Origin of the sequence: Paenibacillus sp. ACRRY (genome assembly GCF_022346995.1) — a bacterium.
Classification (GTDB): Bacteria; Bacillota; Bacilli; order Paenibacillales; family Paenibacillaceae; genus Paenibacillus.
In genome coordinates this window covers 319,824-335,026 of the sequence record NZ_JAKRNM010000002.1, presented here as the reverse complement: position 1 = coordinate 335,026, position 15,203 = coordinate 319,824, and the positions used below count along the sequence as shown (strand labels likewise).

Annotated in this window: 12 protein-coding genes; 4 read left to right on the top strand and 8 right to left on the bottom strand. The window is 46.9% G+C overall.

The genetic code is table 11. The annotated features are described in order from the left end of the window. Positions 1 to 12: 12 nt before the first annotated feature. The 3 genes from MH144_RS10705 to MH144_RS10695 all read right to left on the bottom strand — a co-directional run bounded on the left by MH144_RS10705 (position 13) and on the right by MH144_RS10695 (position 3,909). On the bottom strand, positions 13 to 2,064 hold the full coding sequence (locus MH144_RS10705) for an iron ABC transporter permease (protein ID WP_239299672.1): 2,052 nt from the start codon (positions 2,062 to 2,064) through the stop codon (positions 13 to 15). Then, entirely contained in the window at positions 2,061 to 3,077 is a 1,017-nt protein-coding gene (locus tag MH144_RS10700) for an ABC transporter substrate-binding protein (RefSeq protein WP_239299670.1), read from the bottom strand. Before MH144_RS10700 ends, MH144_RS10705 begins: the two co-directional genes overlap by 4 nt. A 289-nt stretch (positions 3,078 to 3,366) precedes the next feature. Continuing rightward, complete coding sequence (locus MH144_RS10695) at positions 3,367 to 3,909, bottom strand: CueP family metal-binding protein (RefSeq protein WP_239299668.1); 543 nt, start codon at positions 3,907 to 3,909, stop codon at positions 3,367 to 3,369. Between the two features lie 164 nt (positions 3,910 to 4,073). Between MH144_RS10695 and MH144_RS10690 the strand changes: the two genes are divergently transcribed. Beyond that, positions 4,074 to 4,718 (top strand): TetR/AcrR family transcriptional regulator, encoded by a 645-nt coding sequence (locus tag MH144_RS10690; protein ID WP_239299667.1) that lies wholly within the window; start codon positions 4,074 to 4,076, stop codon positions 4,716 to 4,718. 66 nt (positions 4,719 to 4,784) lie between these two features. Here the strand turns inward: MH144_RS10690 and MH144_RS10685 are convergent, their stop codons facing one another. Both MH144_RS10685 and MH144_RS10680 read right to left on the bottom strand, forming a co-directional pair. Further along, complete coding sequence (locus MH144_RS10685) at positions 4,785 to 5,555, bottom strand: SDR family NAD(P)-dependent oxidoreductase (protein WP_239299665.1); 771 nt, start codon at positions 5,553 to 5,555, stop codon at positions 4,785 to 4,787. 206 nt (positions 5,556 to 5,761) lie between these two features. Continuing rightward, positions 5,762 to 6,403, bottom strand: coding sequence for a hypothetical protein (locus MH144_RS10680; protein ID WP_239299663.1), 642 nt, complete (start codon positions 6,401 to 6,403; stop codon positions 5,762 to 5,764). Between the two features lie 156 nt (positions 6,404 to 6,559). Here MH144_RS10680 and MH144_RS10675 point away from each other — a divergent pair, with 156 nt between their 5' ends. Then, entirely contained in the window at positions 6,560 to 7,309 is a 750-nt protein-coding gene (locus MH144_RS10675) for an isoprenyl transferase (RefSeq protein ID WP_239299661.1), read from the top strand. A 473-nt stretch (positions 7,310 to 7,782) separates the two neighbouring features. Here the strand turns inward: MH144_RS10675 and MH144_RS10670 are convergent, their stop codons facing one another. The 3 genes from MH144_RS10670 to hcp all read right to left on the bottom strand — a co-directional run bounded on the left by MH144_RS10670 (position 7,783) and on the right by hcp (position 11,699). Further along, a complete protein-coding gene (locus tag MH144_RS10670; RefSeq protein ID WP_275440057.1) occupies positions 7,783 to 8,562 on the bottom strand; it encodes a collagen-like domain-containing protein in 780 nt (259 codons plus the stop codon). A 228-nt stretch (positions 8,563 to 8,790) separates the two neighbouring features. Continuing rightward, a complete protein-coding gene (locus tag MH144_RS10665; protein WP_239299659.1) occupies positions 8,791 to 10,179 on the bottom strand; it encodes a PTS sugar transporter subunit IIC in 1,389 nt (462 codons plus the stop codon). A 212-nt stretch (positions 10,180 to 10,391) separates the two neighbouring features. Beyond that, complete coding sequence (hcp, locus tag MH144_RS10660; RefSeq protein WP_239299658.1) at positions 10,392 to 11,699, bottom strand: hydroxylamine reductase; 1,308 nt, start codon at positions 11,697 to 11,699, stop codon at positions 10,392 to 10,394. Between the two features lie 243 nt (positions 11,700 to 11,942). Here hcp and MH144_RS10655 point away from each other — a divergent pair, with 243 nt between their 5' ends. Together MH144_RS10655 and MH144_RS10650 are read left to right on the top strand one after the other, a co-directional pair. Beyond that, positions 11,943 to 12,314, top strand: a complete 372-nt coding sequence (locus MH144_RS10655) for a hypothetical protein (RefSeq protein ID WP_239299657.1) — start codon at positions 11,943 to 11,945, stop codon at positions 12,312 to 12,314. A 202-nt stretch (positions 12,315 to 12,516) separates the two neighbouring features. Continuing rightward, positions 12,517 to 15,168 (top strand): cation-translocating P-type ATPase, encoded by a 2,652-nt coding sequence (locus tag MH144_RS10650; protein WP_239299656.1) that lies wholly within the window; start codon positions 12,517 to 12,519, stop codon positions 15,166 to 15,168. The last annotated feature ends 35 nt before the right edge of the window (positions 15,169 to 15,203 follow it).

Genomic DNA, 15,203 nt, shown 5'->3' with positions numbered 1-15,203 from the left:
GGATATGTGCTTTTATTTCATTGGTCTGTGCCAGTTGGAACGGTACATCAGATATAGGAAATACGGTGTTCCAATCAGGGCAATAAGGATTCCGGATGGAATCTCTGTCGGCGCCATGACCGTTCTGCCAATCGTATCTGCGAGCACCAGCATCACTGCACCTGCGAGTGCGGATAAAAACATGGACCGTCTTAACTTATGCCCTGTCAGCAGCCGTACCATATGCGGGGCAATCAGACCGATGAACCCGACGGTTCCTACACAAGCGACAGCACCTGCTGCCAGCAGTACCCCCGTCGTCATGGCCAGCAATCTTGTTCGGCGTACGTTCAGTCCAAGTCCTGATGCACTGTTGTCGTCAAATACCAACAGTTCGAATCGACGGGCGAGCCACCAGGCCAGCGGAACCAGAATAACCAAAAATAAACCGATAACCTTCACCTGATCCCATGTACGGGCATAGGTACTGCCTGTCAGCCAAATATATCCGCTGCTGCCGTATACGGCGCCACGAACAATCAGAATCTGAATCCCTGCTCCAGCAATGGCCGACATGGCGATCCCCAGCAGCACAACCGCAGACGGATTCAGTCCTTTCTTCCATGAAAGGGAGAATACAACCACTGCCGCAACGGCGGCACCGATGATGGCCGCGATAGGTAGCAGGTACATCGGAAGACCTGGCCATAAAATGATGACCATCATGGCTCCGAGCCCCGCCCCGGAGGACACACCGACGATGGAAGCATCCGCCAGCGGATTACGCACGGCCATCTGAATAAGCACACCACTGATCGCCAGTGCAGCTCCAGCACCTGCAGCAACAAGCGTACGCGGAATTCGAAGCTGAATCACCGCCGAGAACAGTCCATCCGATTGGAATAAACTCGGCAGCAGATCAGCCAGCGGAATTCGCAGACCGCCAAACATGGTACTAAGCAATATAAGCGCTATAGTTACGACCGAGAACAATACGGCCATCGGGCCGAACGCGAAGCGACGTGAAGGTGCACCTGTGCTCATTGAAGAGGACATCCCGGAACCGTTCGCTGCTTTCATGCGTGTAAGTACCAACCAGATCAGCCACGGCGCACCAATAATCGCCATTACAGCCCCTGTCGGCAGCTCCATGCTGGAGTTATGTACCATCTTGGCGAGCACGTCTGCGCCAACTAGGAGAGCCGCTCCCCATATAAAAACACCAGGCAGCAGTAACCGGTTGGAACGCACTCCACTCAATCGGACCAGGTGGGGTGCTACCAGGCCCACGAAACCAATCGGACCGATGACACTGACAATCACTGCAGCCAGCAAAACCGCGATAATCAATCCACCGGCACGAGCGAGTCCAACCCTTTGACCCAATGAGGACGCCGTTGATTCATCCAGCTCCAGCATATCCCATTGTCTGGACAATACTAGCGCCAAAATGGTTATGCCAACGACCCAAGGCCAAGCATAAGCGACACCGCTCCAGTCATTCTGGACGAGTGTTCCTGAACCCCACAGGAATAGTCCCTGCGTTTCCATAGAGAAGAAAATATGCAGTGCGCTTGTGAATGAACCAAGCACCATCGACACGATCATACCGGACAACGCAAGTCGAACCGGGCTTGATCGTCGTCCCCCGCCCATGAAATAAGCTGCAAATGCCGCAACCAGACCGCCAAGAGCTGCGAACAGAAAAGGCGACTGACTAAGCACACCCGGAAAGAGAATCGCTCCCAGCACAACGATAAAGTAGGCTCCTGCATTAATGCCCAGCGTGTCTGACGCTGCCAGCGGATTACGGGTGATCGTCTGCAGCAGTGCTCCGGCCACAGCTAGCGCACCTCCTGCGATAATACCGATAACCGTACGCGGCATACGCAAATCCCAGATCATATTGTGCTCCAGTGTGTTCTGTCTGCCTGTGAGAGCATCCCAGACCGTATTCAATGGAATGGAAGCCTCTCCATAACAGAGACTTACAAAAAAAAGCACGATGAGAGCGGTTAGACCGCCCCCATATATGCTTATTGTGCGCCAGTTCACAGCTGGCCTAGTTCCCTGAACTGAACTCATTTGGTAATCGCCTCAACAACCCCGTCAACCAATACTTTGGAGGAGATTGGTCCACCAAATGTCCATGTTGTGCTATCCAGTTGATATAGGCGGTTTTCCTTCACGAAATTCAGTCCGTTCCAAACCGAGTTATCTTTCATTGCTGTACCAAAAACGTCATCGTCTGGCTGTGTAATATAAATGAAGTTACTGTCCTGTACATCAGATAAGGATTCAATTCCCACGGTGGAGAAACCATATCCCTCTACTTTTTCCGGCTGCCAGTCGTTAACCAAACCGATTTTGTCCAGTGTGCCAATAACGACCGAGTTATCCGTAAACATACGCAGACTAGCTGCATTTTGATACGTGAATGCTTGTGTCAGAGCAAAGTGGAAATCTTCTTTGCCTGCAGCAGCCAGTTTTTCTTTGGCTTCTACATAATGTTGATCAAGTTCATCCAGTACTTGTTTCGCTTTGTCCTCTTTGCCAAGAGCAAGGGCAATGTTATTGAAGATATCTGTCATTTTATCATAGTTATAACCATCACCATCATAAGGGTCGAATTCCATCGTTGGTGCGATTGCATTAAGCTGGTCGTAGACTGCAGTATTATTATCTGCATTGGCAATGATGAGGTCTGGTTTCAATGCAGCAATAGCTTCCAGATTCGGCTCACTACGTGTGCCAATATCTGTTACGCTGTCATCCAGGGCTGCTTCGGATGTAACATAGACTTTGTAGTTGGCGTTGTCCGCGTTACCTACTGGCTGAACGCCCAGTGCAACCACATCTTCCGTATATGTCCATTCCAGTGTAACCACGCGTTCTGCCGGCTTGTCCAGCGTAAGTTCTCCGCGTTTATGTTTAACGGTAACAGGGCCGGAAGCCGCTTCCGTCTGCGTGTTGTCAGAAGCATTACCTTCACCTGAATCCGCAGATGATCCGTTCGAGCTAGTGCCTGCAGAACCGCAACCTGCTAATGTAAGAGCAAAAACCAACAATAATAGTAGTCCGTTCAAGCTTTTTTTCATGTACTGTAATCTCCCCTGTTTGTATGTATTAATCTGATAATAATTATCATTATCACATTTTGGATTATGCGACAGAAATCACATTTTGTCAATGAAAAAGCGATTAAGCGCTCGCTACAGATTCTGCTATTGTGCCCATTATGGGGATAAAAAGAAAAAGAGCCCATGGTTATCCATGGACTCTTCTCGCCCAGCATCGCGACATGCCAGATTTACAGTATTATTCATCTACCGTACGTGCCTTCCATCCCTGTATAATCGCGCCCCAATTCTAAAAGGAATGCAAAGGCTATTTCAGTTCCATCGTGGTAATGCACGTATCATCCTGATCATATGTGGAAAGCTGGGATTCCGCGACCTTTCCGTCATGTACAATACGGATCAAGTATGTTCTGTTCCTCGGTACCCATAGGTCCATGAACCCGTTCTTTCCGGTTTTCATCGGCTCTTCTTTCATAAACGTATTACCTTCAGAATCATGAATCGTGACCAGGAACTCTTTGTTCTTCAGTTCCCCCTGACAACCCGTCAGGCTATGAATGGCACATGGGTGAGTCTGCTCGATGTACGGCGCTATCGAAAGGAAAAACTCCTCTTCAGGCAGATTATAGGTTTTCGTTTGATCATCCTTGCCAGTAACGACCAACTGGGTAGCATTAATGGAAGCCGATTTTGTTTCAACTTTACCCGTACTGATATCGTATACCAATTCCTTAACATTGGTTGATTCAGGAGGGCCTGCTTCTTTTTTTAGCATATTATCAGCGATCAGATATATTCCTAAGCCAACGACTGTAATGAATAAGGCTGCAATAAGTATTCCTTTTCTCAACTGGAGTTCATCTCCCCATCCGTTTTGGTTTATTATAATGGAGGATGCCATGCTATGGGCTATATACACCATCAAATTCACCAGATTTTCACATAATTGTCTTGTGGGTCAAAAAATCAGCAACATATTAGATGTATTATTGATAAGCAAAGGAGGGTATGTATATGCATAAATCTGCGTCCGAATCAGATATAGATCGTAGAATTTATAAATCCAAACAGGCACTGAAGGCTTCCTTGCTAGAATGGATGTCACGCAAACCACTGGAGGGCATTACCATCACCGATATCGTCAAATCGGCCGAATTAAATCGCAGTACCTTTTACAAACATTATGTATACAAAGAAGACTTGCTACGTGAAATTTTGACCGATGTGATTGATGATCTGATATCTGCCTACAGAGCTCCTTATAAACATTACCATGATTTTGAAATCAAGGATTTAAACGCTTCGGCTATCAAAATCTTCGACCATGTGCTTCTTAATTCCAGCTTTTATACCTTGCTCGTTCATTCCCATATGCCTAGAGAATTCAGGGACACACTCTATGAAACGCTCATTACCCTGTACTTGCAGGACGTAACAGATATATCTCCGGATCCCAGAATCGATAAGGAACTCCTTGCCTGCTATCAGGCTAATGCCGTTCTGGGTCTTATTACGGGCTGGGTACAGAGCAACTTCAAATACAGCTCCACTTATATGGCCGAGCAGTTATTGGAATTTACTCGTATGAATCGCTCGAATGAGGTTTATCGCTCGAATCTGGCACCTTCCCATGGTCATAAACCAGGCTTGTCCATATAAAAGAGGTACCAGCCTCATTCCTCATGAGACTGGTACCTCCGAATAACTGCCGTATTTTCATATTGTCTAGTTACTAATCCATCCGCCATCCACGGGTAACTCAATGCCTGTAATAAATTTCGATTCATCTGAAGCCAGGAACAGATAGGCATAAGCGATATCCATGGATTCTCCGGCATGTGGAGGCAAAGGCGCGAGATTTTTGTAATTCTCACCCATCTCCACTTGTGATTTGATGCCTGCTTTTTCGACCATGCCGGTAAATACAGCACCAGGATGTACAGAGTTAACCCGTATGTTGTCTTTCGCAAACCACTGTGCACCATGTTTGGTCAGTGAACGAACAGAGCCTTTGGAAGCACTATAGGCTGCGCCCTGAGCGTCTGCGATTCCTCCAATAATTGCAGCGATGGACGATGTATTAACAATAGAGCCTTGTCCATTCTGCTGCATGTAAGGGATAACCGCCTTCATACCTAGCCATACGCCTGTACCATTAATGGACATGACCTTCTCCCAATCGTCCAGCTCTGCCTCCAAAATCCCCTTGGCGATGTGAATTCCGGCATTGTTGACCAGAATATCTATTTTGCCGTATTTCTCTACTGTTTCTTCCACAACAGCGGTCCAGGATTCCGGACTCGATACATCCAGCTTCAAGGCAATGGCTTCCCCACCATTGGCTACGATCTGTTTAACCTGTTCCTCCAAGGCTCCAACAGCCACATCGGTAGCGACAACCTTCGCGCCTTCTCTGGCAAACAATTGTGCTCCTGCCAATCCCATACCACTTGCGGCACCGGTTATAATTGCAACTTTTCCAGTTAATCTGCCCATTTCATATCATCCTTTCCTATTTGAAGATGAACGCCTGATTAAGGCATCCAGCCCGTTGACACCTCTAGTATACGGATGAAATGAAAGCTCTTTCAATCAGCAAATGGACAGGCTTTTGTGGGATAACCAATAGATAAATATGGATCTGTTTACTTCCTGAATGATAATCCACAATATGGACGGGATATGTTGCTTTGCCATCCAAACTACGAATACTGCCAAAAACCTGCAATGGGATCGATCCATTTCCCGTCATCAAATTTGGCGAACAAGTACAATGCCCCATAACCAAAGACATACTCGTCCACCATCCCATCCGTATACCCCTCTTCGTCAATCTGGATGAGAAAGTCGTATCCGTCCTGATGTAAAGCTGCTATGTAACTGTCCTCTTGCTGAATGAGTTTCGGCACGCAGCCGATTTTAACCAGGAATGGCTCCTCGGCTATACCTTCATCCTTCATCCATTTCCCCGCTGTTAATCCATGCTTAAGCAATGCAGGATTGGTGTAGGTGTCCAGTGTACTTTCAGAGAAGACAGGATGCTGAAACACCTGGATATCACAGGTTGGATATATATTGTTCTCAAGATATCTCTCATAATCTGCTGGTACAAATACAGAGATCATCTCCTGGCCCGAGACAGCTTCCATAGAGTCTATATCAGGAAGAGTCACACTGAGATAAAACAGATAATTTTGCTCACGCAGAAAAGTGAATGCGGCGTCATCATCAAAATAAGCAGGTGCATTCCCCCCGATCCAACTCTGCGATGAATAATCTGTAGGATGTGAATACATGACGAGCGAATGTGTTCTATTCTCAAACAGATCAGTCCATGCGGACATATAGGCACGTTCCTTTCTTACGATTTTCGTTTGATCTTCCCATCCAATCCTATATAATAATTATAAATTCTGGAAACTGCAGTGAACAACAGATTGATTACATCATTAGCCCAGACCGAGCTGTTCTCCAAGCAGACCATGTAGGAGGAAAATACTTTGAAATGGCTCCGTGTACATAAGGCAGATCATGATATCAGGAAAACGATAGACTGGAACGGTAACCTCCCTAAACATATTGCAATGATGATGGATGGAAATGGGCGCTGGGCCACTAGAAGAGGGCTCCCGCGAAGTGCCGGCCATTATGCGGGCATGCAGACCATGCGAGAAACGATAAGCATGTGCCATCGAAACGGGATCTCCTCCCTCACCCTTTATGCATTTTCTACGGAAAATTGGAAAAGACCAAAAGAGGAAGTAGATTATATCATTAGCCTGGTCGTCGAATTTGTACAAGATACTACCATTCAGGAACTGAATCAACATGGCATTAAGGTCAATTTCATTGGTGATATATCCAAGTTCCCCCATGATACACAGGACGCCATGCGCAAAGTAGTTGAGCTGACCCAGGGCAATAGCGGGATGGCTGTATACTTCGCAATGAACTATGGTGGGAAAAACGATATTGTTCAAGCGGTTAAATTATGTATTGAAGAAAACAAAAGCATACCGGACATCACTGAACAGGACCTCGAGAAGTTTCTGTATACCGGGCAGAATCCGGCACCCGATCTATTAATTCGGACAAGCGGGGAGAAGCGACTGAGCAACTTTTTATTATGGCAGGTTGCCTATGCTGAGCTGTGGTTTACGGATGTCATGTGGCCGGACTTTAACGAGCAATTGCTATTCGAGGCCATTCTTGATTATCAACAGCGCAAGTTGCGGGCGCTAGAGGTTTAATATACTGATTATTCATCCATTCCCGGCGATTGTAAAATCAATGAGGCATAAGATCTCCAGCCATATCTACCGTAACATTCCCAAACTCTGCACCATATACTATGATATCTTACAGCACAATTTTGTTGGAGCATGATTACTGGTTATCCGAAGGCTCGCCAATGGATTTCTTTAGTGTAATCTGCTCCCCCCCTCCCTTGAGCTTATCCCTTACAATTCAATTACAGATCAGAAGTTCATTACGGAATTTCTTGGATAAACTATGCTTCCAATTCAGAAGACTCCACTCCCCTAACTTAAGTCTCGGCTACGAAAAAGAAAAGAGCAGCGGTCATGTTTATTTAACAACAGCATCCCGCCGCCCCCGAATCCCTGGCCATCCATACTATCATCTCAATAAATAGACTTATGGACTGGATAAAAGGCATAAACTTTAATTTTTATGCTGACATAGACTATATTGTGAATCGACATTAAGGAGTCAGTTTCAGAATAGTCACCGTGGTATTCAGATTGTTATGCAACTGTGCAGGAGTTGCATTCGCGTTTACCAGTTGGATCGTTGTCGGAACTGTTGTGACCGTAACGATAACTTCAGCAGATATGGGGCCTCCGCCATCACCTGTGAAAGGCACAGGTGTTATGGGCGTTCCGTTTACTGTGAGGTTGAAATCGGCATCACCCTGATTATGAATGGAGAAAGAGATAAAGTAACTTCCTGTTTCATTGATGGTTATCGTCGAAGATGGCGGCACGAAGGTAAAGGCACCACCCACGTTAGCCAAAACACCAGTCAACGTAATTGGCGAGTTTCCTGGAACGGTGTCCGTACCAGTACCGGGATCAGCTCGGAAAACACTCAGGAAATCGGAGATTCCAGCCCCCGTTGGACCGGCAGGACCTGTTGCTCCAGTTGCACCTGCAGGGCCGACAGGTCCAGCTGGACCCACGAGGCCAGAAGGACCTGCTGGGCCAACCGGGCCTGCTGGACCCACTGCTCCGACCGCACCAGCCGGACCCACTGGTCCCTGTATACCAGGAATTCCTTGCAATCCGACTGGCCCCGGTATCCCTTGAGCACCAGTCGCCCCTTTGGGACCTATCGGCCCTAGTGGACCAGGAATCCCTGGAACGCCTTGCGGTGCATTAACAATAACTTTAGGTTTAACCTTTACAACCTTAACTTTCACAGCGCAATGAACATTTTTTTTGAATTTACGTCTACAAATCCGTTTCCCATGACGATTAATCAAATAACTCACCTCCGTGATATTTCTCCACATACTATGTGCAGTGATCACAGGGGGCGTAGACAACTAACTATAATTCAGAAAATTACAGGCCCATTATGAGGAAAGTTGTCTATCTCATGGAGCAATATTTAGACTTTATGCTTCTATTACATATTGAAAGAACCTTTTAATACACCGGACTTACAACTGCCGAGTATACAAAGCAAACCATAATAAAAAATTTACACGTTACACATGTTTGGTATGAGATGCTCTGCCCGCAAGCCAGTATGTGAGTGCACCTGACACGGCGAAGGCTATGAGCAGACCAATGCAGGTATGCAGCAAGTTCAGCGTGCCATCTTCAATATAAAATGGGATGTCCAACAAACTTCCGGCACCACCTATAACCAGTGCCTTCACGGACGAAATGCCAAAATACAAACCTCCAACTGCTCCACCAGCCATTGCCGAGAAAAAGTACCCTTTCCTTCTCATATTCACAGCATACATGGCAGGCTCCGGAGCACCAAGCAATGCCGTTCCTGTTGCCCAGAAAGCTAGTTTCCTAAACTCAACCTCTTTGGTGCGCAGTCCAGCAGCCAGTGAAGCTCCAGATTGTGCTACGAAGGCAATAAGTATTGCCGGAATAATGAGGGAGAATCCATTCGTCATTAATTCATTGATCATGATGGGTACGAGCAAATAATGCAGTCCTGTAATCATCAGTATGGACATCATTGCTGCCATCAACATGATCGTGACTGCAGGGGCATCATTCAGAAGCGAATCAATGATATCGGGCAACTGCTGGTTAACCCAAGTTCCAAGTGGACCAAGTACCATGAGAACCAGGGGGATTAGAATGAGAAATGTCAACGCCGGAGCGAGAATACCTTTCATTAGTTTAGGCTCTCTACGTTCAACAACCCTTTCCAAAAAGGATGATGCACATACAGCTAGGATGATCCAAATTGTTGCGGAAAGAAAGGACGTCTGTGACACGATGGGAACACCCAGAAAATGAACATCTTCTTGCCCGGACAATAAATACGTCATTTGCGGGTAAAGCATCAATCCTCCAATAGCAGCGGCAACATACAGATTGCTCTTCATTCGATAGGCTGTACTGAAAGCCACTAAGATTGGCAACAGATAATTCACACTATCTCCAATCGACTTAAATATCATGAATGTCTGACTTTCCATTAGAGAAGAAGAATCAGTGGAACTGTACACATTAAACAAAGTAATAATAGCTAGCACAATTTTGAGCACGGCGGCTCCCAGGATGACAGGCATCAAAGGCCTGAACACATCCGAAATAAAGCCCAATAATGAGAATGCCTTTTTACCTGAACGCCTTGTTTCTTGCAGTGGACTGCTTATGTCTTTCGCAACCCCGAGGTCTGTTAACCTTTTGTAGAGTAGAGCAAATTCATCCTTAATAGCTATGTAACCTTGATCACCTGTTAGGCGAATATCTACATCAAGAATGGATTCAGCTGAACGTGGCATTTCTATGTCTGTATGGTTGCTTAATGTCAACGTAGTGGTATTCATGTCATGCTGAACATAGCTGATATTCCCCTTTCCACCTGCAAGTTTCAAGATCTCTTCGAATTGCCTGTCATTCATATGTACCTTCTCCTTATGCTGCGGTAAGCCCGAGTTTTATGATGTGCCCTTATCTATATACGCATTTCCATGATCAAACTTCAATAGGATATTCAAACTAATTTTCCTTTCATTTCATTACCAATCAAGCAGGGTACATGGACCTAAACTCACCTTAAGATAGCAAAAAGCCTGCTTCCGCAGGCTCCTCCATAATCTCTTCTATGATTGATTCAATTTCCAGCCCCGTATGATAACGCCAGCATGGCGTTCATATCTTCCTCTGCCGTTGTGATCAGCTTCAAGCCAAACATGTCAACAAGCACATCCAATACTCCAGCCGAGATGAATTCTGGTGGTTTCGGTCCAATACGAATGTCCTGAATACCAAGACTGAACAGTCCCAGCAGGATCGCCACTGCTTTTTGCTCAAACCAGGACAACACAATGCTGACAGGCAGCTCATTGACAGAACAGCCAAAAGCATCCGCAAGAGCCATTGCAATTTTCACGGTTGAACCGGAGTTGTTGCACTGCCCCAAGTCGATATAACGAGGGATCCCTGTATCCCCGACAGTACCGTAATCTACATCATTGAAGCGGAATTTACCGCATGATGTAGTTAGAATTACAGTATCGTTAGGCAATGAAGTCGCCAGCTCTCGATAATAATTCCCACCTTTTCCTGGTGCATCACAGCCTGCAATGACGAAGAAACGACGGATATGACCATCTTTGACTGCCTGAATAATCTCTGGAGCGAGTCCGATTACCGTCTCATGATGGTATCCTGTCGTTAGCACCTGCTCAGACTTAATGTCTGCTGCTGGCAGGGAGAGTGCGCGTTCAATCAGGGGGGTGAAATCATCATTTATAATCTTGGCTACACCCTCAAGACCCGCAACTTCATAAGAAAAGAATCGGTCGGCATATGTACCTTTGATAGGCATGACACAGTTCGTGGTCGCAAGTATGGCACCCGGAAACTGTTCAAATAATCTGCGCTGATCGTACCAGGCTTTGCCGATATTGCCTTTTAGATGAGCATATTTCTTAAGTGCAGGATACCCGTGGGCAGGCAGCATTTCGGAATGAGTATAAATGTTGATGCCTTTCCCTTCGGTCTGACGAAGAAGCTCTTCCAGCGCATACAAATTATGTCCGGTCACTACAATGCATTGTCCCTCAATCTGGTTCTGCGAAACGGTGATGGGCTGCGGTATGCCGAATCTCTCGGTGTGCGCACGATCCAGCACATCCATGATTCGGATTGCCGCGTTCCCTACTTGCATGGCCATATCGAGATGTTCCTGCACATTAAAATTGGAATTGGTCAACGTCATATACAGGGCTTCATGTGTAATTCGATCCACTTCCGGATCATGATACCCCAGCTGACGAGCATGTGTCGCATAAGCCGCTATGCCTTTTAACGCAAAAATCATGGTATCCTGCAGACTGGCTATCGTTTCATTTTTACCACAGACCCCAACTACCGTACATCCACCACTTGGTGTCTGCTCACATTGGTAACAAAACATGCCTGTTCCCTCCAAACGTCATTCAATTTCGTTCACTGGTAACAGCGTAACAAACCCTCAAGGGACCAAGTGTGATGGCGGACACAGTTTATCATTCGACACCTTATAGTCAAAATTACAAGTTAATAACCTATTATTCTCTCTCCAAGACTATCATCCAATCTTTCATTAGCTCCTTCGCATATTTTATTGCGTAGTCCATGCTGCCCCCGGCGGCAGGTCTATAAAAAAGGAGGAGTTCAAATGGCTAAACCCGTTTCCATTTCTCAAACGTATCCCCGCTTGACAGTGTTCAGTGAAGAAAACTTCAGGGGCCGCCGAAGAGTCTATCGTGGCAACCTCGGCATTTCCGATGTCGATGCCATTCTGACTGGAATTGAGAGTTTGCGATTTTTTTCCACCAATCCAAACGCCACACTCGTATTGTTTGATCGTTCACGCTTCCGTGACAATTTTGTTGTACTGCGGGGGAATCGCAGCATTCGCGAGCTGGATGACTTTTTGCGCAGAGGAGATGTGGAATCCCTTATCGCATCCAATCAGCGCTTAACCCTGGCACAGATCCGCGAGATCAGAAGAACCGGAGAGTTACCTCCTGGTTACCGCCTAATCTAATGTCCTTTTCGTTGGTGCCTTAATACCAGTGCAGTGGTGCACGTAACCGTGCATCACTGTAAATAAATATATTGGACAAGGCATATCTCGGCTCCTTATGAAAAATACTGTGAACATAAAAAAGTTGGAAATGAAACGATTCTATATTTTGCCCGTAAGGGTAATACACAGAAGAAATCCATTTAATCAAGGAGCTGGTCAATTGCAACATTATAGACACAGTGCAGAGGAGACACTTCAAGACTTGGATAGTTCCCCCAAGGGACTGACTGCCTCCGAAGCTGCAAAAAGACTTGAGACAGAAGGATATAACGAGTTAAAAGGCAAAAATGCAACACCTGTCTGGAAACTGTTTCTTGAAAATTTCAAAGATCCCATGGTCATCGTGCTGCTCATTGCGGCAGGTGTACAGGTTGTGCTCGGACATCTTATTGAATCACTGATTATCTTTTTGGTTATCCTGCTGAATGCAGTAATTAGTGTCGTGCAGACCAAAAAAGCGGAAAGCTCCCTTGATGCCCTAAGGCAAATGTCTGCTCCTGAAGCCAAAGTTATCCGTGATGGTGAGAAAAAGACCATTCCGGCCAGGGAACTCGTTCCCGGCGATATCGTTTTATTAGATGCGGGTGATTATGTACCAGCAGACGGTCGCATTTTGGAATCAGGTAGTCTGAGAATCAATGAGGGCATGCTGACCGGAGAATCGGAAGCAGCGGAGAAACATGCAGATGCCATTCCGGAGGAAGCTCCGATCGGTGATCGGCGCAACATGGCCTTCAGCGGTTCACTGGTTGTATATGGCCGGGGCACGCTGGTAATTACCGGAACCGCGTTAAAAACCGAGATCGGCAAGATTGCTGAGTTGATTGAAAATGCTGAAGCCAAAGAAACTCCGTTGCAGCGCAAATTGGAAGCCTTCAGCAAAAAACTGGGCTTTTTCATTCTGGGGCTGTCCATTCTTATTTTCGCCATCGAGGCAGGACGTGTCTGGTTAACAGAAGGCACGGACAACCTTGGTCCTTCGATCATCAATGCACTGATGTTTGCCGTTGCTGTCGCCGTCGCCGCCATTCCTGAAGCTCTCTCTTCCATTGTGACAATTGTATTGTCGCTGGGAACAAATAAGATGGCCAAGCAGCATGCGATCATTCGCCGGCTGCCTGCAGTGGAAGCGCTCGGTTCAGCCAGCATTATCTGTACAGATAAGACAGGCACGCTTACCCAAAACAAGATGACCGTTGTAGATTATTACATCCCCCATGGCACCAAAGAGGAATTCCCGGACGATCCCGATCAGTGGTCAGAAGAGGAACGACGCTTGTTACATATTGCAGTACTCTGCAATGATTCGAATATTAACCAGGAGGGCAAGGAGCTGGGGGATCCCACCGAGGTGGCCCTCATTGCCTTCAGTAACCGTGTAAACAAGGACTATAACGAAATCCGGGACCAGTTCCCCCGGGAAGCAGAGCTTCCTTTTGACTCGGATCGGAAACTGATGAGCACAGTACATACCTTCGAAGGACAGACGGCCTTATTAACCAAAGGTGGTCCGGATGTGCTATTCAGCAGGTGTACTCATGTGTTCATGAACGGAGAGGTTCAGCCGCTTACAGCGGAGATTCGCACACAATTCGAGGAGAAAAACGAAGCTTTCTCCAAACGCGCCTTCCGTGTACTGGCTTATGCTTACAAAAAATTCGATGACAAAAAGCAGGTCACACCTGAAGATGAATACGATCTGACGCTTGTTGGACTGACAGCCATGATTGATCCACCGCGTGAAGCTGTGTACGGCTCCATTGAAGAGTCCATGAAGGCTGGTATCCGCACAATCATGATCACAGGCGATCACAAAACAACAGCTCAGGCCATTGGACGGGATATTGGACTTGCAGGCCCGGATGATCTCGCCATCACCGGCGCTGAGCTGGACAAAATGTCGGATGAAGAGCTGGATCATCAGCTTGAACATATTTCGGTATATGCACGGGTATCCCCTGAAAACAAAATCCGCATTGTGCGCGCATGGCAGCGCAAAGGCAAAATTGCAGCCATGACCGGAGACGGAGTCAATGATGCACCAGCTCTGAAACAAGCCGACATCGGTGTAGCCATGGGCAGCGGTACGGATGTCGCCAAGGATGCGGCGGCCATGATTTTGACGGATGATAACTTTGTATCCATCGTTAACGCAGTCAGTGTCGGGCGTATGGTATTTGATAACATCAAAAAAGCCATTGCTTACCTGTTTGCGGGGAACCTTGGCGCCATTATTGCCATATTGTTCGCACTTATCGTTGGATGGGTGAACCCGTTTACGGCCCTGCAGCTTCTCTTCATCAATCTGGTCAACGACTCCCTGCCTGCCATTGCACTCGGGACGGAAAAGGCAGAACCGGATGTGATGCGGCGCAAACCGCGAGATATTAATGAAGGCATCTTTGCCGGCGGTACGCTTCAGGCCGTGATTACACGTGGTGTATTGATCGGTGCAGCTGTTATTGTATCCCAGTATATCGGGCTTGGCATCTCTGAAGAAATGAGCGTGGCGATGGCCTTTACGACCCTGATTCTGGCACGGAGTCTGCAAACATTTGCAGCCCGTTCCAATACACAGACCATCTTCCAGGTGGGTTTCACGACGAATAAATTTGTCCTTGGCTCCATTCTGGTATGTCTCTGTCTCTACGGAATCACCTTGATTCCGGGTGTACGCGGTATCTTCGCCATTCCGGATGCCTTTGGTTGGAACGAGTTCCTGATTGCAGGCGGCCTTGCCCTCCTCGCCGTCATTCTGATGGATGTCATCAAGTGGATTCGCAATCGTGGCAGAGTGGTCAGTCCAGCATAAAAAATACTTCAACCCTTCAAGGCGCCCTCAGACGG